A 22,246-nucleotide genomic window follows, 5' to 3' on the forward strand; every position below is an offset into this window, starting at 1 on the left:
GGCGGGTGTACTTCGTCAGTGACAACAACGCCGGGGTCCACCCGGACGTGTTGGCGGCCGTCGTGGCCGCCAACGACGGGCACGCCCGCTCCTACGGCGCCGACCCGGTGACGGCGCGCGCGGAAGAGCTGTTCCGCGACCACTTCGGCGCGCACGCCGAAACGGTGTTCGCCGTCACCGGCACCGCCGCCAACGTCATCGCCCTGGCGGCGGTGCTGCGCTCCTACGACACCGCGCTGTGCGCCGAATCCGCGCACGTGTACACCGACGAGTGCAACGCGCCCGAGCGGTTCACCGGCGCCCGCCTCACCGTGGTGCCCACCGCTGACGGGCGGCTCACCCCGGCGCAGGTGGCCGCGTTCGCCGCGAGCGCGCACCCGCCCCACGCGCCGCGGCCGCGCGCCGTGTCGATCTCGCAGCCCACCGAGCTCGGCACCGTCTACACCGCCGCCGAGTTGCGGGCCGTCGCCGACGCCGCGCACGAGCACGGCCTGCTGCTGCACGTCGACGGCGCCCGGTTGGCCAACGCGGCCGCGGCGCTGGGCACCGGCCTGGCCGAGGCCGCCGCCGGCGCCGACGTGGTGTCCTTCGGCGGTACGAAGAACGGGGCCCTCGCGGCCGACGCCGTGGTTTTCCTCGACCCCGCCCTGGCCGGGGCCCGGCGGATGCTGCAGAAGCAGGCGATGCAGCTGCTGTCGAAGGCGCGTTTCGTGGCGGCCCAGTTCGTGGCGCTGCTGTCGGGGGAGCTCTGGCGTACCAATGCCGAAACCGCCAACGCGACGGCGTCCCGGCTCGCCGGGGTGCTCGCCGGCCTTCCCGGTGTGGAGCTGCTCCATCCGGTGCGGACCAACGCCGTCTTCGCGAGCCTGCCCCGCCCGGCCCTGGCCGCGCTGGACGGCTACGGCGGGGTGTGGGAGCCCGGGGGCACGATGGTGCGGTTCATGACCGCGTTCGACACCACCGACGCCGACGTCGACGCGTTCGCCACCGTCCTGCACGCAGCGCTCAACCGCTGACCGTCCGGCTCGGCCCGTCCGGGCCGCGGCGTTCCTACCTGTTCGCCATCGCCCTTCACGCAGCGTTCACCCGCTGATCGGCCGATCGGCCCGTGCGGCCGATGCCCGGCGGCCTGCGGCCTTCCTACATTGAGCCCGTGACCTTCGGGGTACGCCTCGGCATCGACTTCGGCACCCTCACCACAGTCGCGGCGCTCGCCGGCCCGGATGATGCGCTCCGCCCGCAGCTCTTCGACTCCGACCTGCCGGCCGACGCGGCGCGCGAGGCGCCCGCCGCCGAGCACGTCGCCGCGGTCCTGGCCCGAGTGGCCGCCGAGGCCGTCCGCGCCGCCGGCGCCGTGCCGCCCACGGTGCTCACCCACCCGGCGGCCTGGCGGCCCGACCGACGCCGGCTGCTCGCCGGTGCGGCCCGCCTGGCCGGGCTCGGCGACCCGGAGCTGCTGCCGGAGCCGGTGGCCGCCGCGCGGTACTACACCGCCGTCCTCGGCCGGCACGTCCCGGCCGGCAGCTGCCTCGTCGTCTGCGACCTCGGCGCCGGCACGTTCGACGTCAGCGTCGTACGCCGGGCCGCCGACGGCTTCTCGATCGCCGCCGCCGACGGGCTCACGGACGTCGGCGGTCTCGACCTCGACGCCGCCGTCGTGCGGCTGGCCCGGGCCCGCACCGCCGGCGACCCGGCCTGGGACCGGCTCGACCGGCCGCGCACGCCCGAGGAGGCCGCGGCGCGGCTGCGGCTGTGGCACGGCGCCAGGGCCGCCCGCGAGGAGCTGTCCGCCGCACCGGTCGCCGAGCTCTACGTGCCGCTCGTCGGCGCGCTGCCCATCGCCCGCGACGAGCTCGAGCGCGCCGTCGAGCCGCTGCTGGACCGCACCGTCGAGCGCACGGTCGCGGCGCTGCGCGACGCGTGGGTGACGCCGCAGGACGTGGCCGGGGTGTTCCTCGTCGGCGGGGCCAGCCGGACGCCGCTGGCCGTCGACCTGCTGCACCGGGCGCTGCGCATCGCCCCCGTCGCCGTCGAGCACCCGGACGTCGTCGTCGCCTGCGGCAGCGTGCAGGAGGTGCGGGCCGCCGCGCCCGCCGCCCCGCCTCCGCCGACCGCCCGGCCCCGCGCCAAGCCGGCCCTGCTGCGCACCTTCTCCCCCGGCGGGATCGTCCGCGGCGCGCCCCCGGTCCACGCGGTGGCGGTCAGCCCCGACGGCCGCCTGCTCGCCGCCGGCGGCGACGACCGCCGGGTGCGGGTCTGGGACCTCGGGACCGGGCAGGTCCGGTACACCCTCGGCGACCACGACGGCGCGATCCGCTCGGTCGCCTTCAGCCCCGACGGCGCGCTCATCGCCTCTGCCTGCGGCAACCCCCGCCGACCCGGGCGGACGCTGCGCGTGTGGCGCGCCGGCGACGGCCGCCGCAGGCACGTCTTCGACACCGACCCCGGCGGTCCTGCCGCGATCACCTTCCACCCGACCGGCCGCCTGCTCGTCGCGGCCGGCCGCGACGGCGCGATCCGCCTGTTCGACCTCGCCGGCGGCCGCCCGTTCACCCACCGCCCGGCCGGCGGCGCCGCGATCCACACGCTCGCGTTCAGCCCCGACGGCGCCGTCCTGGCCACCGGCGACGACCGGGCCGTCGTCGCACTGCACCACGGCGCCCCTGCGCTCCGCCGCAGCGCCGCGCCCTTCTTGCCCCGGCACGGCGGGGCGGTGCTGCACGGCCACCGGGGCGCGGTGCTCGGCGTCGCGTTCGGCGGCGCCCTGCTGGCCAGCGCCGGCGCCGACGCCACGGTGCGGTTGTGGGACCCGGCCTCCGGCGCGCCGCACGCGACGCTGGAGGGCCACACGGAACCGGCGACCGCGGTGGCGTTCAGCCCGTCCGGGACGCTCCTGGCCAGCGCCGGCCTCGACACCACGATCCGGCTGTGGGACCCGGCGACCGGCGCGCACCTGCACACCCTCGACGGGCACGACGGTGCCGTGCACGCCGTGGCCTTCGCCCCCGACGGAGCGACCCTCGTCTCGGCCGGCGCCGACGGCGCCGTCCGCCTCTGGAACGTCTCGGGCTGATGCATCGGATGCATCGCCCTCTTCGTCCCGGGCCGGTGCACCGCTTGTTTCGCCGCGGGCTTGTGCTTCGCCGCGGGCCTGGGTTCTCAGCGCGGCCAGGACGGTCGCCCACATTCCGCCGAATCCGGGCAGTACCAATCGCGCGATCTCGCGGGTGTCGGCCATGCGGCGGCTCCTGAATGTCGCGATCAGATGTTCCCATCATCTGGATGGTGACGGTATCCTGAATCGGACCCGCCGGCAACGCCCACCGAGGAGCTCGATTGGACCGTCTCAGCCGCGCCGAAACGCAGCAGCGCACCCGTGCCCGGGTCCTCGCCGCCGCCCGCGACGAGTTCACGTCCCGCGGCTACCGCGATGCGAAGATCGACGCCATCGCCGAGCGCGCGGGCCTCACCCGCGGCGGCGTCTACTCCAACTTCCCGGGCAAGCGCGCCCTGTACTTCGCCGTCCTCGCCGAGGACGCCACCAGCACCCCGGCACCGCCGCCGTCCGCCCCGGGCCGGACCGCCCGCGAGGCGCTGGGCCGGTTCGCCCGCGCCTGGCTGGGCCGCCTCCCACTGATGGCTGACGGCGAGCGCAGCCCCGGCCGGCTGTCGGTCGATCTGGTCCCCGAGATCCTGGCCGACGAGCGCACCCGGGTGCCATACGCGCAACTGCTCCGCCTCGACGCCGTCCTGCTCGGCCTGGCGCTCGAACAGTTGCACCCCGCCGCCGGCCGCCGGGTCGGCGTGGCCGGAACCGTGCTCACCCACCTGCAGGGCGCCGGCCGCCTGGCCGCCGCGGCACCGGGCTTCGTCGACGAGTTCGCGGTGGTCGGCGCCTGCGAGCGGCTTGCCGGCCTCGACCTGGAGGAGGTCTGGGACCCGCCGTACCTGGCGCATGCGCCGAGGCCCCGCCTCATCGACGAGCCTTGGTCCCCGCCACCCGCCCACGACACGGTCCGCGACGCGCCCCTGCCCGAGGCCGACTCCGGCGTGGTCGCGGTCCTCGGCCTGCACCGGGCATCGGCGATCGAGGAGGCGGTCCGGTCGGCGCCGCCGGGCGTCCCCGTCACCGCCGTGCTCGTCACGGGGGCTCCCGACGAGCTCGCGGACCTCGCCCGCCTGGTCCTGGCCGAGCTGCTCACCTGCCTGCGCCCCGCGTTCCCGCCCGCCGCCTGGCCCGATCTGCGGGTCGTCCACGATCCTTCGGGAGCGCTCGCGGCCGCCGTCGGCGTGGAGGTCGTGAGCGACGCGACGGAGACCGCCGTACACATCCGCTCGGGCCGGATCGTCGCCCGCGCCGACGGCTTCGGCGCCTGCCACGCCGCCGCCTCCGTCGGCTGACCCACGCGCCCGCCGGACCTCGTCGTCAGCCCCGCGGCGCGGTATCCAGTTCGGCGTCGATGGCCCGACGGGCCTGCACGCAGTCGACGAACAGGTGGGTGCGCATGCCGATGTCCTCGGCAGCACGGATGTTCTCGACGCGGTCGTCGATGAACAGGGTGCGCCCTGGCGCGACCCGGAGTGCCTGACCGCACCATCGATAGGCGTCCGGCTCGGGTTTCGTATGGCCGATTCGGCAGGAGAAGGCGACCACGTCGAAGTGCCGCAGCCATCGGTGGTGTTGCTCGTAATGCCGGGCCAGTTCTTCCGGGATGTTCGACAGCAGCGCGACCCGCCGCCCAGCCGCCGCCATCTGCTCGACCAGCGTAACCATGTCGTGGTCGACGGCGCTCCAGCTCGCGACGTCGGCGGCGATGAGACCGGCGATGCGGTCGCTGTCGAACGTGGCGCCGAGATCGGCTGCGACGCGCCCCCAATACTCCGAGCCGGTCACCTGGCCACGATCGTAGGGAGGGCGAAGCCGCCAGTACGTCTCCCAGAACGCCGCGACCATACGGTCTGCGACACCCGCCGTCGCCGCCAGCGACTGCCTGCCCGATGGTGACTGTTGGCGGGCGATGACACCGAACAGGTCGAACAGCACGACGTCCGCCACCTGGTCACACCTTCCGCACGACGACACCGGCGGCGCTCAGCGCGGCCGTCTCGCTGTCGGGGGCGTCCTCTGCGGTGACGACGAGGTGCACCGCGGACGCGGGCGCGACGAAGGCCAGGGCCGTGTGGGACAACTTCGACGCATCGGCGACCGCGATGACGCGGTGGGCCGAGGCCATCATCGCGCGCTTGATCGCCGCGTCGGCCAGATCGTAGGCGGTCAGGCCGTTCGCGGCGTTCAGGCCGCAGCAACCGATGACCGCGGTGTCGAAGCGCAACGCGGCGAGCGACGCCTCCGCCAGCGGGCCGGTGAGCGCCAGTTCGCCGGGGCGCGGCTCCCCGCCGGGCAGCAGCAACTGCAACTGCGGCGCGCCGACCAGCGCGTTGGTCGCGTGCAGCGACAGGGGCATGACGGTCAGGCGGCGGCCGATCAGGGCGCGGGCCACTTCGAGGCAGGTGGTGCCGCTGTCGATGACCACCGCCTCGCCGTCGGTGAGCATGTCGGCCACGGCCGCGGCGATACGCTGCTTGGCCTGCTGGCCGTCATGCGCGCGGAGCGCGAACGGGGGCTCCTCGCCGCGCATCAGCAGGCTTCTGGCCCCGCCGCGGTAGCGCTCCAGCACGCCCTGCTCGGCCAGGATGTCCAGATCCCGGCGGATCGTCATCTCCGAGGTACCGGTGAGTTCCGCCAGTTCCGCCACGCTGAGCTGGCCGCTGTTCCGAACGGCATCGGTGATGTGCCGGTGCCGGTCCACGCTCGTCATCCCTCTACTAAACACCATGCTCGTTCGGAGAGCAAACTTCCGAACACCAAACATGTTTGTTACGTTCGAAAGCATGTTGCTTTCCCTGCGGGCTGCCCGGCTGGCCACCTTCACCTACTTCGCCCTCAACGGCTTCGTGCTGGGCATCTGGATCGTCCACATCCCCGCCGTCGAACACCGCACCGGCATCAGCCACGCCGTGCTCGGCTGGCTGCTACTGCTCCTCGGCGCCGGCGCCTTCAGCGGAATGCAGCTGGTCGGGCCCCTCGCCGACCGCTTCGGCGCGCGCCGGGTCGTGCCGCTCAGCGCGGCGCTGTGCAGTGCGGCGCTCGTCCTGCCCGCCGTCGCCGTGAACGCCTGGACGCTCGGCGTGGCACTGCTGGTGTTCGGCATCGGCAACGGCAGCCTGGACGTCAGCTTGACATCCTCCCCTCCCTAAAGGGGAGGGGATTCCCTGAGTCACCCCAGGGGTTTCCTGCTTCACCGCCGACTGCCCCGTCTGGGAGGACTCCCGTTGAGGTCTTACACCAGCTCCACAGGCAGACACCGCCAGCCCGGCGGCCAAAATGTTGCGTGCCGCGTTCACATCCCGGTCATGGACGGTGCCGCACCCAGCGGCTTGCGCGCCGGTCGGGTAGCAGCGGAACTTGAACGCCCGCTTCACCGTCCTGGACATGCCACACATCTTGGCCGTTCTATTTGCGAGCCTCGCGGTGACACGCGGGCAGACGCCAATCCGCCCTGGCGGCGAATCAGCCGTGCCCGTCCTGCTCCGCAGGGGGTCCGTTTCCTCCCCCGCCTGAAGGCGGGGGTCTCCACGGAAGGAATCCGATGAGCCACCCGCGGAGGCGCGGCAGCGCCGGCCGCGCAAGCCTGGGCACACTGCTGCGACACGTGCACCTGCACGGGCCGCTGTCGCGCGCCGCACTGGCCAGGCTGATGGGCGTTGATCGCAGCACGATCCTGACGCTGACGGCCGAACTGGCCGCGGCCGGTCTCGTACGGCAGGAGCATCCGATCGGTACCACGGGTGTCGGCCGCCCGTCGCTCGTCGTGCGCCCGGAGTCCGAGCGGGTGTACGTGCTCGCCTTCGACGTGTCCGCGGACCGGCTGGTCGCAGCGCGGGTCGCCCTCGGCGGACCGATCATGGACCGCAGGACGGCAACCCGTCCGCCGGCCGGAGCCGGCTTCGACGACGAGGTCGGCGTGCTCGCCGGATTCGGGCGGGATCTGCATGCCGCCGCCCCGGCGAACTCGGTGTGCGTCGGCACGGGCGTCTCCTACAGCGGCACGATCAGCCCGGGCGACGGCAAAGTCCGATACAGGCCAGAGATGGGCTGGGTCGATCAGGCGTTCGGCACCGACCTGCAGCGGGCACTCGACATCGGACACCCCGTCGCCGTCGGCAACGACGCACACGTTGGCGCCATGGCCGAGTATCAGCGCGGCGCCGGCGCCGGCGCACCGAACCTCATCTACCTGCACGGCGACATCGGTGTGAGCGGCGGCATTCTGGTCGGCGGCGAACTGCTGGGCGACGAGGGCGGATACGGCTGCAAGATCGGGCACATGCTGGTCAACCCGTACGACGGGCGGCACTGTCGATGCGGCGCACGCGGCTGCCTGGAGGCCGAGACCGGGCAATCGGCGCTGCTGGCCGCCGCGGGCCGCTCCGACGAGCAGTTCGGCCGCGACACGGTACGCGCGATTGTCCGCGACGCACGCGCAGGCAACGAGGCGGCAGCGGCCGCGCTGTCCGAGATCGGCGGCTGGCTCGGCATCGGCGTGGCCAACCTTGTCAACATCATCGACCCGGCCGTGGTGATCTTCGGTGGAACGCTGCGCGAGGTGTACGCCGCAGCCGCGCCGCAGGTGGCCGCCCGGATCGCGCAGCACACGATGCCGACAACCCGGAACCGCCCCCGACTGCTCCTGTCCGGCCTCGCCGACGACACCACGTTGGTCGGTGCCGCCGAACTGGGATTCGCCGCACTGCTCGCCGATCCGCTGCAGCACACGGCACACGCCGTCTGAGACGCCCACAGCGGCGGGCGCAATCCGTTGCGGCGCCTGGGCTGCGGCCCTCGCGGAACCATTACGTATTGATGTACACCGAATAATTCACCGCTAGCACGCATCCCGGTCAGGCCACACTCATGATCGTGTATTCGTGGCTCTCGACGATGTGGCGTCATCCCTGCCCACGAAGGGGGAGCCTTCATGTCGATCCGCCGGGTGGTGCTCGCGCTCGCGACCACCGCCCTCGTCGCCACCGGCGTGACCGCCGCGGCGTCGCAGGCGCAGGCCGCGACCAGCGTGCCGCGCTTCGACCACATCGTTCTCGTGATGTTCGAGAACCACGCCTACTCCCAGATCAGCGGCTCCAGCAGCGCCCCGTACTTCAACTCCCTGGCCACCCAGGGCGCGAAGTTCACCAAGTCGTACGCGATCACGCACCCGAGCCAGCCGAACTACATCGCGCTGTTCTCGGGCTCCACCCAGGGCGTGACCAACGACAACTGCCCGAAGAACTTCACCGGCGCCAACCTGCAGTCGCAGCTGGCCGGCGCCGGCCTGACGTTCACGGGCTACTCGGAGTCGATGCCGTCCAACGGGTACACGGGCTGCTCGAGCGGCAACTACCAGCGCAAGCACAACAGCTGGGTCGACTTCAGCAGCGTGCCCGCGGCGTCGAACCTGACGTACGCGAGCTTCCCGTCGTCGTCGAACTACGCCAGCCTGCCGACGGTCGCGTTCGTCACGCCGAACATGTGCAACGACATGCACGACTGCTCGGTCGCCACCGGCGACACCTGGCTGAAGAACAACCTCGACGCCTACGCCCAGTGGGCCAAGACGCACAACAGCCTGCTCATCGTGACCTTCGACGAGGACAACAGCGCCGCGCTGAACCAGATCTTCACGGTCTTCGTCGGCGCGAACGTCAAGGCCGGCTCGTACTCCGAGCAGATCAACCACTACAACGTGCTGCGCACCATCGAGGGCGCGTACGGCCTGCCCGGCATCAACGGCGCGGCCAGCCTGTCCCCCATCACGGACGTCTGGTCCTGAACACCAAGTGGGCGCCCTCCCTGCGGGGCGCCCACCCCACTCGTTGCACTCCGCCGACCCGTGTGAGGCCCGCGTGTATCTGTCCACAGTGCACAAACCGGCGACGCCGGCCCTGCCGGCGCAGGCGAAGACCCGCATCGCCGCGACGGTGCTCGCCCTCGGCACGGTCAGCCTGATCACCGACGTCTCGGCCGAGATGGTCACCGCCGTCCTGCCGCTGTACCTCATGCTGGGCCTGCACCTCGGCCCGCTGGGCTACGGCGTCGTCGACGGCGTGTACACGGGCGCGACGGCGCTGCTGCGCCTGGTCGGCGGGTACGTCGCCGACCGCATCCGCCGCCGCAAGGCCGTGGCCGCCGCCGGCTACGGCATCTCCGCCCTGGCCAAGCTCGGCCTCCTGGCCGCCGGCTCGTCCGTCCCCCTGCTCAGCGCCGTCATCGTCGCCGACCGCGCCGGCAAGGGCCTGCGCACCGCCCCGCGCGACGCGCTCATCACGCTGTCCACCCCGCCGGACCGCCTGGGCCGCGCGTTCGGCGTGCACCGGGCGATGGACAGCGTCGGCGCGTTCGCGGGCCCGCTCGCGGCGGTCGCGGTCCTGGGCGCGTCGGCCCAGTCCTTCGACGCGGTCTTCGTCACGAGCTTCTGCATCGCCGCCCTGGGCGTGTTCGTCCTGGCCACGTTCGTCCCCGACCACCGCGGCCCGTCGTGGCCGACCGGGCCCGCCCGTTCCGCCGCTGCTTCCTCGCCCCCCGTCCTCCCCGCCCCGCCCCCTGCCCCCTCCACCGCCGACCCGCACGCCGCGAACGCGCACGCCGCGAACGCGCACGCCGCGGCCACAACCGCCGAGGCCGCGGCAGCAACGGCCGGGGAAGCCGCGGCCGGGCAAGCCGCGGCCGGGCAAGCCGCGGCCGGGGAAGCGGCGACCGCGAAGGCGCCGGCACGGCGGCCCGCGACGCCCGTGTCGCTCAAGGCCGCGTTCGCGCTGCTGCGACGGCGCGAGTTCCGGCTCGTCGTGGTCGCCGCGGCCGTCATGGGGCTGGCCACGATCGGGGACGGGTTCGTGTTCCTCGTGCTGCAGCGCCAGCACGACGTCGCCGCAGGATGGTTTCCGCTGCTCGCCGTCGGCACCAACCTGGCCTATCTCCTCCTCGCCGTGCCGCTCGGGAACCTCGCCGACCGCCTCGGGCGGGCCCGCGTCTACCTCGCCGGGTTTGCGGCGCTCATCGCCGTGTATCTCGTCCTCGCCGCCGGGCCGGGCGGGACGCCGGCGCTCGTGGTCACGGTGGCGCTCTACGGGGCGTTCTACGCGGCGACCGACGGCGTGCTGATGGCCGTCGCCGGGCCGCTGCTGCCTGAGGCGCTGCGTACGACCGGCATCGCGCTGGTGCAGAGCGGGCAGTCCCTGGCATATCTGGTCTCCTCGATCCTCTTCGGCGCGGCGTGGCAGCTGTGGGGGCCGGGCCCGGCCCTCTTCGCCGCCGCCGGGCCAACGGCTGGCGGCCGGCCGTGCTCGACCTCGCCACGCTGCACCCCACGGTGCTGGCCGAGACGCGTTCGGTCGACGACCAGATCGCGTGGCTGGACGACCACACCGTCATGTACGCGCTGCACCGCGGCCATGACCATGCCGGGGACCACGCCGACGTGTGGTCGCTGCCGGCCGACGGCGGCGGCGCCGCCACGCTGCTGGTGCCGGACGCGGAGTCGCCCGCGTACCTGCGCTGAGCCATTGAAGGGCCTTGAACCCTCATCTACCACAGAGTAACTTGGCCGGATGCGAACGCTGGCATTGCTCATCGCCGCCGTCGGGATCCTGCTCGAGGGCCTCGTCATCGGCGTCGTGCTGGTCGCCCTCGGCGGGGTGATCGACGCGTACTCGATGTCGCTCAACGGCACCGACCCGTCGATGGCGCAGGCCGCGGTCAAGATCATGGGGGTCGCGCTCGCGGTGCTGCTGGTCGTGCTGGCCGCCGGGCTCGCCGCCGCGGCCGCCCGGGGCCGCCACGCCCGCCGCATGACGTTCGCGGCGCTGGTCATCCAGTGCGTCGTGGTCGTGATCGCCGGCATCGGGCTGGGCTGGGCCGTCTTCGCCGGGACCTTGGTGGTGCTGGGCACGCTGCTGTACGCGCTGCTCGACGACAGCCACCAGCCGGCCACCGGCGGACGCCCCGCCCGATAGGTGTGCAACGAGCCGGGGCCCCGCCGAAGAAGGATCGGCAGGGCCCCGGGCCGGTAGTGGTTAGTGTTCCGGCGTGATGTTGCCGCTGGAGCCGAAGACCTGGACCTCGGCGATACGGACCTGGTCACGGAACTGGCTGGCAGTCGCGCAGTCCGTGTTCGCCCGCGGGTCGTTGTCCTGCTCCCCGGCGTACAGCGGGTTGCCGGTGCACTGGCTGGACAGCACCTGGATACGCACGTGCGTGGCCAGCGTCGGGTGGATGTCGAAGCTGCGCAGGTTCAGCTGCGGCGACGTCGGGCGGAAGGCTCCGCCGGGGAACGCGTCGGCCGGGCTGCGGTACACCTCCTGGAAACTGGAATCCTTGCTGCAGTCGGCCTTCTTGGCGTTGCAGGTGAGGATGGCGAACGAGCGCAGGGCGCTGAACCGGTTCTGGGTACCGGCGTCGACGTCGCCGTTGATCGCCGGGCGCAGCAGGGCGCTGACGTTGACCGACTGCACGTTGACCGGCTTGTCGCCGGCGAGGGCGATCGTGACCTGCTTGCCGGCCACGCCGTTGAGCGAGGCCCAGTCGGTCCCCTCGGTCTCATCGTTGATCTTGGCAAGGTTGATGCCGTCGCCGTACGCCACGGCGCCCAGTGCCGACGATGCGACGTTCTCCGGCAGCTTGAGCTTCAGGTCCTGCTTGCCAGGCTTGAAGGAAGCGGTGAACCTCTGGCTGCCGTAGCCCTTGCCGTTGACCACGAAGTGGAACTCGGTGTTGGGCAGGATCTCGAACGTGTCCGGCAGCGGCGTCGACGGGTCGGTGTCGGCCACCGGGGTCGCCCGCGCCTCGTAGTCGCCGACGTACAGCGTGACGTTCGCGCCCGAGGAACCGGCCATCGGCCGGAGGGTCACGGTCGCGTTTTCGGCGTACGGCGAGTGGAAGCTCGGCGTCGGGTGGGTGTTCGACGGCGCGCCCGTCGCACCCTCGCCCAGGCCGGACTCGGCGAAGCCCTTCCAGATGATGTCCTGGTTGGCGCCGCCGAAGCGGACCAGGTCGGCGGCCAGCATGTTGTCGCGCATGCCGGTCATCGTGGCCCCGCTCGCCGCCTGCAGCAGGAACGAGTCGAACATCAGCTGGATCCATTGCCGGTTGCCGGGGCAGGACGCCGCGTCGACGAGGCCGTCGGCGCACTTCTGCTGCAGCTCGGGGGTGCCGAGACCGTAGCGGTTGACGAACTCCTTGCGAACCCGCAGGTTGGTGGCGACCCAGATCTCGCCGTCCGCGTGCACCTCGGGGCCGACCAGGTCGAAGCCGAAGTCCGAGTAGTTCAGCGGGCTCTTGCTGGCGTCGTAGTCGCGGATGCCCTCGTGCATGTTGCCCGTGACGTAGGCACCGGTGACGAACTCGGTGTCGCCCGGAGCGCGCAGGCCGTTCTCGTACAGGAACTCGGCGGCGACCAGGTCGCTCCAGGCCTCGCCCATCGAGCCACCCTGCGTGCCGGTGATCCCGTTGTTCGGGCCGGCGATCATGCGGTTGGTGATCGCGTGGGTGTACTCGTGCCCGATGACGGTCATGTCGTAGTCACCGTCAACACACGGCGGGTACGCCGAGCCGGCCACCGGCTGCCACAGGTACATGTTGGTGGTCGACGTCGCGCCGTCGCGGCCGGTGCTCTGGTTGGCGTTGTTCCGGCTGCCGCTCAGTGCGCCGGACTGCGCGCGGCCCTGCTCCGGGTCGTTGCCCAGCCCGCCCGGCTTGATGTTGACGACCTGCATGTTCCAGGCGGCCTCGGTGAAGCCCAGGTAGTAGCTGAAGTCGTGCATCCGGTTGTGCATGCCGAACAGGTTCGACACAGCCGCGTCCGCGTCGTTGCGCGTGGCCGAGGTGAACACGTCGGGGTTGCACTTGGACTGGTGCCACTGGTCGGTGAACGGGTAGGTGTAGTTGCGGTCCGTCCGCGTCGCCGCCGGGAAGGCCGCGACGCCGCCGCCCCACTGCACCAGGTTGTTCGCCGAGTTGCCCGACGAGGTGTTCGTCGGCTTGCCGGTGGACAGGTTGAGGTCCCAGGCCTTGCCCGACGCGGCGTCACTCACGGTCTTGATGCAGCCCACCTTCGGGGTGAAGCACCAGGTCACCCGCGAATCGGAGCCATCCTGCGACGCGGCGGTCGGGAAGACCGCCCAGGTCGGGTTGTCGGAGTCGAAGTCGACCATGTCCTCGCGGACCAGGATGTCCCCGGTCCGTCCGTCCACATAGGTCATGTACGCCGTGGGGTTGTCGGCGTCGCTCGAGACCAGGCTCACCTGGTAGGCGGAGCGCACCCCGTCCTGTGGGGTGGGCACCGCCACCTCGACGACGTCGGGCGCGCCGACCTGTTCGGCGTTGAGCCCGGCGTCGGCCAGGGCCGCCGCGAAGGCGTCGGCCGCCGACAGCGTCGACGGCTCCGGCGCGGCGGTGTCGCGCGTGAGCGAGGACGTCACGTGCACGACGTTGCCGTTGTTGAGCAGGATCGTCACGAGCCCGTCGTGGCCGGCCGGCAGGTCGCCGAAGCGCTGCTGCAGCGTCACGACCGTGCCGGTGCCCAGGCCCTGGACGAACAGCGGCTCCATGGCGTCCACCGCCGTGGCGTCGAGCGCGTACAGATCCTCGTTGTCGAGCAGGTACTGGCGGGCCGCGGCGACCGGGTCACCGGTCAGGCCGGTGGCCAGGGCCTTGTCCGGGCCGACGGATTCCGGCTCGCCGAGCGAGTTGAATCGGACCTTGGCGGCGCCGACGCGGTCGGCGGCCGCCTTCTGCTTCGCGGTCGGCGCCTTGCCGCCGTGACGGTTGTCGACGGCGCGGGACGGCCGGACGTCGACGTCGTGGGGGTTTCCGGGGTGGGGCTTGGGATCGGCGGCTGCGGGCGCGGAGGTCACCGCGACCGTGCCCACCAGTGCGGCGGCCGTGAACGCGACAAATGTCCGTCCCGGCCAGCGCCTGGGGATCGACCCAGATTTGCGCACGATCGAACTCCTTTGATCGATTGGGGGGAGCGCAAAGTTGATCTATTGGAGTCGTACCACAGGCGGGCTCTAGCTGCATAGATGCGCAATTCGATTCAAGTAAATGACGAATCTGTAACCGTAACGCCGGGCATCGGTGCGCCGCTGCTTCGCACGGCTCGTCACGGGCTCCAGCCCGGGAGGGCCTGTTCGCCGCCCGCGGGGTTGCCGGTCTGTCCGGATACAACCTCCGGTATCTGGACAGACCGCCGCCGCGCGAGCGACCGGCTCGACAGCCCCCTCCGCGGGCAAAATTTTTTTCTTCGCGGGCAACCCGACCCGGGCCGCACGTGCGCGGCGCCGGTACCGTGACGGCTCATGAGCGACACCGAGGTGAGCGCCGGCGCGAAGGTCGGCCGGCGGGTCGGGCGGCTGCTCGGCCGCGTGCTGCTGCGCATGCAGCCGCCGGAGCGCCTGCCGCACCTGCTGCCGCGCCCCGAGGACGAGGCGGCGGTGATGGACTGCGCCCTGTACGTGCGCGGCAGCCGCCAGCCGGGCCGCCCGTCGTTCGCGGACGCCTACGCCGCGGCCCGCCGCCGGCGCAACGGGTTCGTGTGGCTCGGGCTGTTCGAGCCGACCCAGGCGCAGTTCACCGCGATCGCCGAGCTCGTGGGCTTGGACGAGGCGACCGTCGACAAGACCCTGGCGGTGGACCGGCGCCCGGCGATCGAGCAGCGCGGGGACATAACGGCGCTCACCCTGCGCACCGCGCGGTACGTCGAGCACGCCGAGCTGACCGAGACCTCCGAGGTCGTCGACACCGGCGCGGTGACGCTGCTCATCGGCCGGCAATTCGTCGTGTCGGTGCGCCACGGCGGGGCCGGCGCCCTGGCCGACGTGCGCGAGCAGCTGCAGCAGCGCCCCGCCCTGCTCGGGCTGGGGCCGTGGGCGGTCGGCTACGCGGTGATCGAGCGGATGGTCGAGGTGTACCACGACGTGGCCAACGGCGTGGAGCAGGACGTGGAGAAGCTCGAGGAGACCGCGTTCCTGCGCAACGGCGGCTGCGACGTGCAGCAGATCTACCAGCTCAAGCGCGAGCTGCTGGAGTTCAAGCGGGCGGTGCTGCCGCTGCAGCAGCCGCTGCGGCGCATGACCGATCCCTCGTCCGACGTGCCGCCGGGCCTGCGGCAGTATTTCCAGGACGTGCACGCCCGGCTCAGCCAGGTGGTGGAGCGCGTCGGGTCGTACAACGAGCTGCTCGACTCGATCCTGCAGGCCCGGCTGGCCCAGGTGGGGCTGGACCAGAACAACGACATGCGCAAGATCGCCGCGTGGGCCGCCATCGCCGCCGTGCCGACCGCGATCGCCGGGATCTACGGCATGAACTTCGACCACATGCCCGAGCTGCACTGGCGGTACGGCTACGGCCTGGTGGCCGCGATCATGGCGAGCGCGATGGTGACCCTGCACAGGCTGTTCCGCAGGTCCGGCTGGCTGTAACCGGCTGACGCCCACCGCCGCGCGCGGCTCGACCCGCCGGCGGCGCGGGCCGAAACGGGCACGCGGCCGGCGGCCGGTCGTACTACGGTGTACGCGACTCGGGGGAGGACAGACGATGCGCGTGTCCACGCAGGTCCGGTTGGTCCACTGGTCCTTCACGGCCGCGACGGTGCTGCTCGCGGTCGACGCGGCGCTGTCCGAAGCGGCGCTGCTGCATCTCAACCGCCAGCACTTCCGGATGATCGCCGAGGCGCAGGTCGTGCAGGTGCACGCCGACCTGTTCAGCAGCCTCGCGGTGGCGGTGGTGTCCGTCGTGGTGCTCGCGGCGATCGCCGTGTTCATGCGCCGCCGGTCCAACAAGGTCCGGGTCGCGGTGTGGATCGCCGCGCCGATCATCGCGCTGACGACGCTGTGCTTCCTGGTCGGCGGGCCCGAGTGGGCGGTGGCGCCGACCGGCGGGGAGCCGGCGCCGCTGCTGGCGGAGTACAAGGAGGCGGTCCCGTCCTGGTACACGGCCCCGCACGGGGTCGCCGGGCTGGTCGCCGTCGCGCTGCTGCTCTTCGTCTCGGCGTTCATGTTCCGCGCCGACGTGGGCGAGTACTACGCGGAAGGCGCCTACGACGACTCCCGGCCGTACAAGTCCTGGGTCGACCGCACCGGCGGCCCGTGACGCGGGTCACGGTGCGACGTAAGGTGTCGCCGTGAGCGATGCCTCGCCTCCGTCCGGTCCCGCACAGGGACCGCGGCCGCCGGCCTGGAACCGGCCGCCTCAGCCACCCGCTCCCCCTGTCCCGCCGGCACCACCGCCGCCGCGGTCGGTGCCCGCCGGCGGGTACGGCCTGCCGCCCGGGCCGCGGGCGCCGATCGCCGGGCGCATCCCCGACAACCTGCCGTTCGTCGCCCGGCCCAGCGCGCTCAAACGCGCCCTGATCATGGTTCCGATCGCCGTGGCCTCCCTGCTAATCGTGGGCTGTCCGGCGGCGCTGGTGTTCACCACCGACGGGCCGAACCACACCAGCGGCGACCTCGTCGCGCTCGTCGCGCTGATGGCCTGCCTGGTGGTCGTGTTCGCCGGCACCATCGGCGTGATGACCTTCCTGGTCTCCTCGGGCGGCCCGGTGCTGGCCGCCGGTCCGGCCGGGTTGTGGATCAGGACCCGGCCGACCCGCGGGCAGGCGATCTGGCTGCCGTGGGAGGGCATCGAGCACATCCGGCGCCGGCGCTGGGGGCTGCACAAGATGGTCGTGGTGAAGCCGCGCGACCCCCGCGTCGAGGGCGGTCTCGGCGCGTACACCGCCGTGGACTCGGCGGCGCTGAAGCTGCTCTACGGCTCGGGATTCACCGCCACGCTGACCTTCGCCGACCGCTCCGAGGACGAGATCCTGGCGGCGCTGCGGGAGTTCAGCGCGGGCCGGACGCCGTTCACCATCTGAACCGGGAGTCGATGCCGGTCCGCCGCGCCCCGCGTGGCGGTCGGCCGGTTCGGGCTGCGGGCGAAGTAGTATCCGAGGTCGTTGTACACGTGTTCGATGCCACGGTGACCTCGGCGAGGTGGCGCGCGGACCCCGCCCGCGCCGGCGGGACTGTGGGCGCGATCACGGCGTTCAGGGACTTGCCGCCCGAAACCGGGCGAGGGCGACGCGAAAATGTCAGACCCTCCGGCTACGCTCGCGGGCAGCACAGGGAACGGGACCAATGGGAGAAGAGCCGAGTTGACCGCACAACCCGAGACCCTCTACGGGGCTGACAACCTCACGCTCCTCGAAGGGCTGGACGCTGTCCGCAAGCGCCCGGGCATGTATATCGGTTCGACCGACAGCCGCGGCGTCGCCCACCTGTTCAACGAGATCGTGGACAACTCGACCGACGAGGGCATCGCCGGGCACGCCACCCGGGTCGAGGTGACGCTGCACGCCGACGGCTCGGTCCAGGTCGACGACGACGGGCGCGGCATCCCGGTCGACGTGCACGCGAAGTCCGGGATGTCCGGCGTCGAGCTGGTGCTGACCCGGCTGCACGCGGGCGGGAAGTTCGGCGGTTCGGGGTACAAGACCTCGGGCGGCCTGCACGGTGTCGGCGCCTCCGCGGTCAACGCCCTGTCCACCCGCTTCGACGTGACCGTGCGCCGCGACGGCAAGGTCCACCACATGGCGTTCCAGCACGGCGTGCCGGGCGAGTTCGACGGGGCGGGCGCCACGGCGAAGTTCACCCGCCGCGGCGGGCTGAGCGTGCAGGGCCGGATGAAGCGCGGCTCGTCGACGGGCACCTCGACCCGCTACTGGCACGACCCGCGGTATTTCGAGACCGGGGCGGCGCTGGACCCCGAGGCGGTGCGGGCGAAGCTGCGCAACACCGCGTTCCTGGTGCCGGGCGTGACCTACGTGCTCAAGGACGCCACCCAGGGCTCGATCACCACCGAGACCTACCACTACCCCGACGGCCTGTCCGACATGGTGGAGTTCCTGGCCCCCAGCGGCGACAAGCCGGTGTGCGGCACGCTGCTCATCAACGGCGAGGGGCACTACAAGGAGAACGCCGCCGACGAGAACGGCGTGATGAAGGCCAACGTCGAGCGGCGCGCCGAGGTCGAGATCGCGTTGCGCTGGGGCACCGGCTACGACCGGGTCGTCGAGTCGTTCACCAACACCATCCGCAACATGCACGGCGGCACCCACCGCCGCGGCTTCGAGCGCGGCGCGCTGCGGGCGCTGGCCGAGGCGATCCGCAACACCCGCGGCCTGCTGCGGCCCAAGGAGGACCTGCCGACCCTCGACGACGTGCTCGAGGGCATGACCGCGGTCATCCACGTGCGCATCCCGGAGCCGCAGTTCACCTCGCAGACCAAGGACGAGCTGTCCACCGCCCCGGTGACGCGGGTCGTGCAGCAGGTCGTCGAGCAGCACATCAAGGCCTGGATCGAGGCGCGCAAGACCAAGTCCGAGGCGCGCACCGTGCTGCAGAAGATCGTCGACGCGGCCCGGGTGCGGCTCACGCAGAAGCAGCAGAAGGACGCGGCCCGGCGCAAGACGGCCCTGGAGGGCGCGTCGATGCCGGCGAAGCTCGTCGACTGCCGCTCCACCGGCGTGCACCGCAGCGAGCTGTTCATCGTCGAGGGCGACAGCGCGCTGGGCACCGCCCGGATGGCGCGCTCCTCGGAGTATCAGGCGCTGCTGCCGATCCGCGGCAAGATCCTCAACGTGCAGAAGGCCAACATCCAGCAGGTCCTCGACAACGCCGAGTGCTCGGCGATCGTGCAGGTACTCGGGGCCGGCTCCGGGCGCACGTTCGACCTCGAGTCGATGCGCTACGGCCGGATTCTGATCATGGCCGACGCCGACGTCGACGGCTCGCACATCCGCACGCTGCTGATCACGCTGTTCGCCAAGTACATGCGGCCGGTGATCGCCGACGGCCGGCTCTACGCCGCCGTCCCGCCGCTGCACAAGATCGTCACGAAGGGGCGCAACCCGGAGACGATCTACACGTACACGCAGCAGGAGATGACCGGCACCGTGGCCCGGCTGGAGAAGGCCGGCAAGCAGGTCGTGACCCCGATCCCGCGGTTCAAGGGTCTGGGCGAGATGGACGCCGACGAGCTGTGGGACACCACGATGAACCCGGCGACCCGGGCGGTGCGGCGCATCACGCTGGACGACGTCGAGGCCGCCGAGGAGGTCCTCGAGCTGCTCATGGGCGAGCGGGTCGAGCCTCGACGCAACTGGCTGATCGACTCCGCGGCGCGGGTCGACCAAGAGACCATCGACGCCTGAGAAGACCGGAAGGCCAACACTTCACCATGGCACGCAAGAGCACCAAGGCTGTCAAGGCCGACCTGTCCGCGTTCGATCAGGCGGGCGCACGGGTGCTGAACAACCCGCTCACCACCGAGGTCGAGGACTCGTATCTGGAGTACGCGTACTCGGTCATCCACTCCCGGGCGCTGCCGGACGCGCGGGACGGGCTCAAGCCCGTGCACCGGCGGATCCTCTTCTCGATGAACGAGCAGGGGCACCGCCCCGACCGCGGGCACGTGAAGTCCTCGCGCGTCGTCGGTGACGTCATGGGTAAGTACCATCCGCACGGCGACAGCGCGATCTACGACGCCATGGTCCGCATGGCGCAGGACTTCTCGCTCAACGTCCCGCTCATCGACGGGCACGGCAACTTCGGCTCGCCGGACGACGGGCCGGCGGCCTCGCGCTACACCGAGGCCCGGATGTCCCGCGAGGCGATGCTGCTCGTCGGTGAGCTCGACGAGGGCACCGTCGACTTCCGGCCCAACTACGACGGCTCGCTGGAGGAGCCGGCGGTCCTGCCCGCCGCGTTCCCCAACCTGCTCGTCAACGGCTCGTCCGGGATCGCGGTCGGCATGGCCACCAACATGATCCCGCACAACCTCGCCGAGATCGTCGCCGCGACCCGCTGGCTGATCAACCACCCGACGGCCACGCTGGACAAGCTCATGGAGTTCGTCCCCGGGCCCGACCTGCCCACCGGCGGGCTGCTGCTCGGCCTCGACGAGGTCCGCAGGGCCTACGAGACCGGCCGCGGCGTGGTGCGCATGCGCGGCCGGGTGGAGATCGGCCTGCTGGAGGGCAGCCGGGGGCGGCAGGCGATCACGGTGACCGAGCTGCCGTACGGCATCGGCGCCGAGAAGGTCATCGAGAAGATCACCGACGAGGTCAACAAGACCAAACGGCTGCAGGGCATCGCCGACGTCAAGGACCTCACCGACCGGGAGAACGGCACCCGCCTGGTCATCGAGTGCAAGGTCGGCGTCAACCCGCAGGCCCTGCTCTCCGACCTCTACCGGCTCACCCCGCTGGAGCAGTCCTTCGGCGTCAACAACCTGGTCCTGGTCGACGGGCAGCCGCAGACGCTGGGGCTCAAGGCGCTGCTTGAGGTGTTCCTCCAGCATCGCTACGAGGTCGTCACCCGGCGCACCGAGTTCCGCCGCAAGAAGCGCCAGGACCGGCTGCACCTCGTCGACGGTCTGCTCATCGCGCTGCTCGACATCGACCGGGTGATCGCGCTCATCCGCGAGAGCGACAACGCGGCCGCGGCCAAGGCGGGGCTGATCAGCGAGTTCGGCCTCACCGACATCCAGGCCACCTACATCCTCGACACCCCGCTGCGCCGGCTCACCCGCTACGACCGCATCGAGCTGGAGGCCGAGCAACAGCGGCTCAACGAGGAAATCGCCGCGCTGAGCCAGATCCTCGACGACGAGAAGGTGCTCAAGAAGGTCGTCTCCGACGAGCTGGCCGCCGTGGTCAAGGAGCACGCCCAGCCCCGGCGCACCACGCTCATCGACGGCGACCTCAAGGAGGTGCTGGCCGCGTCGGTGCCCGCCGGCCCGCTGGAGGTCACCGACGACCCGTGCCAGGTGCTGCTGTCCGCGACCGGGCTCGTGGCGCGTACCGCGGCCGAGTCCGAGGAGGCGCGGGAGGGCAGCCGCAAGGCCGGCCGCGACAAGCACGACGCGGTCCGCGCCGTCGTGCACACCACGGCCCGCGGCCAGGTGCTGCTCGTCACCAGCCGCGGCCGCGCGTTCAAGGTCGACGTCCTGCCCTTGCCGGTCCTGCCCGAGCAGCCCGGCACGGTGTCACTGCGTGGGGGCATGTCCACCGCCGAGCTGGTCCCGCTGGAGTCCGGCGAGACGGTCGTCGGCCTGGCGCCGCTCGGCGAGCGCGACTCCGGCTCCCCCGGCCTGGCCCTGGGCACCCGTGCCGGCGTGGTGAAGATCTGCGCCCCCGAGTGGCCGGTCCGCGCCGACGAGTTCGAGGTCATCGGCCTGCGCGAGGGCGACGAGGTCGTCGGCGCCACGTGGCTCGCCGACGGCAACGAGACCCTGGCGTTCGTGAGCTCCGACGCCTCGCTGCTGCGCTTCCCGGCGTCGATGGTTCGCCCGCAGGGCCTGAAGAGCGGCGGCATGGCCGGCATCAACCTCGCCGCCGACACCCAGGCGATCTTCTTCGGCGCCGTGACGATCCAGGACCCGCAGCACGGCGAGCCGATGGTCGTCACCGCGACGATGGGCAACGCGAAGGTCACCCCGCTGCGGCTCTACCCGGCCAAGGGCCGCGCCACGGGCGGCGTCCGCGCCCAGCGCTTCCTGAAGGGCGAGTCCCACCTGGTCCTGGCCTGGATCGGCCCCCGCCCGGTGGCCGTCAACACGAAGGGCGACCCGCGCGACCTGCCCACCGTCGACGAACGCCGCGACGGCTCCGGCGCCCAGCTGCGCGCCCCGGACCTGGTCGGCCACCAGGTCGAACGCGGCTGACCCCACCCCACCCGCACGTCCTCGGCCGCGCCGCGGCTACCAAGCCCGGCGCGGCCCCACCTCCGGCCCACCTTCAGCCCAGCGCGCCGAGACCGGCGCGCCGAGACTGGGAGGCCGCAGCCCGGGGCGGCCCCAGTCCGGGCCGCCGCCCCCAGCCCACGGGCAGCCTCAGCCGGGGCGGCCAGGTTCGGCTCCGCCAGCGGCCGTTCGCCGGCGTCGGGCCGGTCGTCGCGCTCGGCGCGCGCCGGCCGGAGCTCGACGCCGCGCGTGCTCATCGCGGTGCATGGGTTCTCCCTGATCACGGAGCGAACGTGCTGCTCCTTGTACGTGTCCACTCCGTGATCATGAAAACGCCGCACACCGCGGCCGCCGGGTGCATGATCGCGGAGGCGTTGTGCCGGCCGGGCCCGGCAAGGTCGGTCCGCGGCG

The 22,246-nt window shown here is 72.2% G+C and carries 15 protein-coding genes and 1 pseudogene; 13 read left to right on the forward strand and 3 right to left on the reverse strand.

Annotated features, from left to right (window positions below; all coding sequences use genetic code 11):
• Positions 1-5: 5 nt before the first annotated feature.
• The 3 genes from ACGFI8_RS23985 to ACGFI8_RS23995 all read left to right on the forward strand — a co-directional run bounded on the left by ACGFI8_RS23985 (position 6) and on the right by ACGFI8_RS23995 (position 4,401).
• Complete coding sequence (locus tag ACGFI8_RS23985) at positions 6-1,016, forward strand: threonine aldolase family protein (RefSeq protein WP_392808065.1); 1,011 nt, start codon at positions 6-8, stop codon at positions 1,014-1,016.
• Between the two features lie 137 nt (positions 1,017-1,153).
• Complete coding sequence (locus ACGFI8_RS23990; protein WP_392808066.1) at positions 1,154-3,073, forward strand: Hsp70 family protein; 1,920 nt, start codon at positions 1,154-1,156, stop codon at positions 3,071-3,073.
• 263 nt (positions 3,074-3,336) lie between these two features.
• Complete coding sequence (locus ACGFI8_RS23995; RefSeq protein ID WP_392808067.1) at positions 3,337-4,401, forward strand: TetR/AcrR family transcriptional regulator; 1,065 nt, start codon at positions 3,337-3,339, stop codon at positions 4,399-4,401.
• Between the two features lie 25 nt (positions 4,402-4,426).
• Here ACGFI8_RS23995 and ACGFI8_RS24000 read toward each other — a convergent pair whose 3' ends face one another.
• Together ACGFI8_RS24000 and ACGFI8_RS24005 are read right to left on the reverse strand one after the other, a co-directional pair.
• Positions 4,427-5,056, reverse strand: coding sequence for an HAD family hydrolase (locus ACGFI8_RS24000; RefSeq protein WP_392808069.1), 630 nt, complete (start codon positions 5,054-5,056; stop codon positions 4,427-4,429).
• Positions 5,057-5,060: 4 nt separating this feature from the next.
• Entirely contained in the window at positions 5,061-5,819 is a 759-nt protein-coding gene (locus tag ACGFI8_RS24005; RefSeq protein WP_392808307.1) for a DeoR/GlpR family DNA-binding transcription regulator, read from the reverse strand.
• A 73-nt stretch (positions 5,820-5,892) separates the two neighbouring features.
• Between ACGFI8_RS24005 and ACGFI8_RS24010 the strand changes: the two are divergent.
• The 5 genes and pseudogenes from ACGFI8_RS24010 to ACGFI8_RS24030 form a co-directional block, all read left to right on the forward strand.
• Positions 5,893-6,246, forward strand: a pseudogene (locus ACGFI8_RS24010) (MFS transporter); the annotation flags it as partial.
• A 404-nt stretch (positions 6,247-6,650) separates the two neighbouring features.
• The gene (locus tag ACGFI8_RS24015) at positions 6,651-7,853 is read left to right on the forward strand and encodes an ROK family protein (RefSeq protein ID WP_392808071.1); all 1,203 of its coding nucleotides are present in this window, start codon (positions 6,651-6,653) and stop codon (positions 7,851-7,853) included.
• Positions 7,854-8,039: 186 nt separating this feature from the next.
• Positions 8,040-8,891, forward strand: coding sequence for an alkaline phosphatase family protein (locus tag ACGFI8_RS24020; protein WP_392808072.1), 852 nt, complete (start codon positions 8,040-8,042; stop codon positions 8,889-8,891).
• 73 nt (positions 8,892-8,964) lie between these two features.
• Positions 8,965-10,656 (forward strand): MFS transporter, encoded by a 1,692-nt coding sequence (locus ACGFI8_RS24025; RefSeq protein ID WP_392808073.1) that lies wholly within the window; start codon positions 8,965-8,967, stop codon positions 10,654-10,656.
• A 9-nt stretch (positions 10,657-10,665) separates the two neighbouring features.
• The gene (locus ACGFI8_RS24030) at positions 10,666-11,070 is read left to right on the forward strand and encodes a hypothetical protein (RefSeq protein WP_392808075.1); all 405 of its coding nucleotides are present in this window, start codon (positions 10,666-10,668) and stop codon (positions 11,068-11,070) included.
• Positions 11,071-11,130: 60 nt separating this feature from the next.
• Here ACGFI8_RS24030 and ACGFI8_RS24035 read toward each other — a convergent pair whose 3' ends face one another.
• Positions 11,131-14,055 (reverse strand): M36 family metallopeptidase, encoded by a 2,925-nt coding sequence (locus tag ACGFI8_RS24035; RefSeq protein ID WP_392808077.1) that lies wholly within the window; start codon positions 14,053-14,055, stop codon positions 11,131-11,133.
• 357 nt (positions 14,056-14,412) lie between these two features.
• On the opposite strand from ACGFI8_RS24035, the gene ACGFI8_RS24040 reads away from it, so the two are divergent.
• The 5 genes from ACGFI8_RS24040 (at position 14,413) to ACGFI8_RS24060 (ending at position 21,817) form a co-directional block, all read left to right on the forward strand.
• A complete protein-coding gene (locus ACGFI8_RS24040) occupies positions 14,413-15,534 on the forward strand; it encodes a magnesium and cobalt transport protein CorA (RefSeq protein ID WP_392808079.1) in 1,122 nt (373 codons plus the stop codon).
• 115 nt (positions 15,535-15,649) lie between these two features.
• Positions 15,650-16,204, forward strand: a complete 555-nt coding sequence (locus ACGFI8_RS24045; protein WP_392808081.1) for a DUF3413 domain-containing protein — start codon at positions 15,650-15,652, stop codon at positions 16,202-16,204.
• A gap of 148 nt (positions 16,205-16,352) precedes the next feature.
• Positions 16,353-16,967: a hypothetical protein gene (locus ACGFI8_RS24050; RefSeq protein WP_392808082.1), complete on the forward strand. Its 615-nt coding sequence runs from the start codon at positions 16,353-16,355 to the stop codon at positions 16,965-16,967.
• A 279-nt stretch (positions 16,968-17,246) separates the two neighbouring features.
• Positions 17,247-19,304, forward strand: a complete 2,058-nt coding sequence (locus ACGFI8_RS24055; protein WP_392808083.1) for a type IIA DNA topoisomerase subunit B — start codon at positions 17,247-17,249, stop codon at positions 19,302-19,304.
• 26 nt (positions 19,305-19,330) lie between these two features.
• The gene (locus ACGFI8_RS24060; RefSeq protein ID WP_392808085.1) at positions 19,331-21,817 is read left to right on the forward strand and encodes a DNA topoisomerase (ATP-hydrolyzing) subunit A; all 2,487 of its coding nucleotides are present in this window, start codon (positions 19,331-19,333) and stop codon (positions 21,815-21,817) included.
• Positions 21,818-22,246 lie beyond the last annotated feature (429 nt).

The sequence above is a fragment of the Dactylosporangium sp. NPDC048998 genome, assembly GCF_043197855.1.
GTDB lineage: Bacteria > Actinomycetota > Actinomycetes > Mycobacteriales > Micromonosporaceae > Dactylosporangium.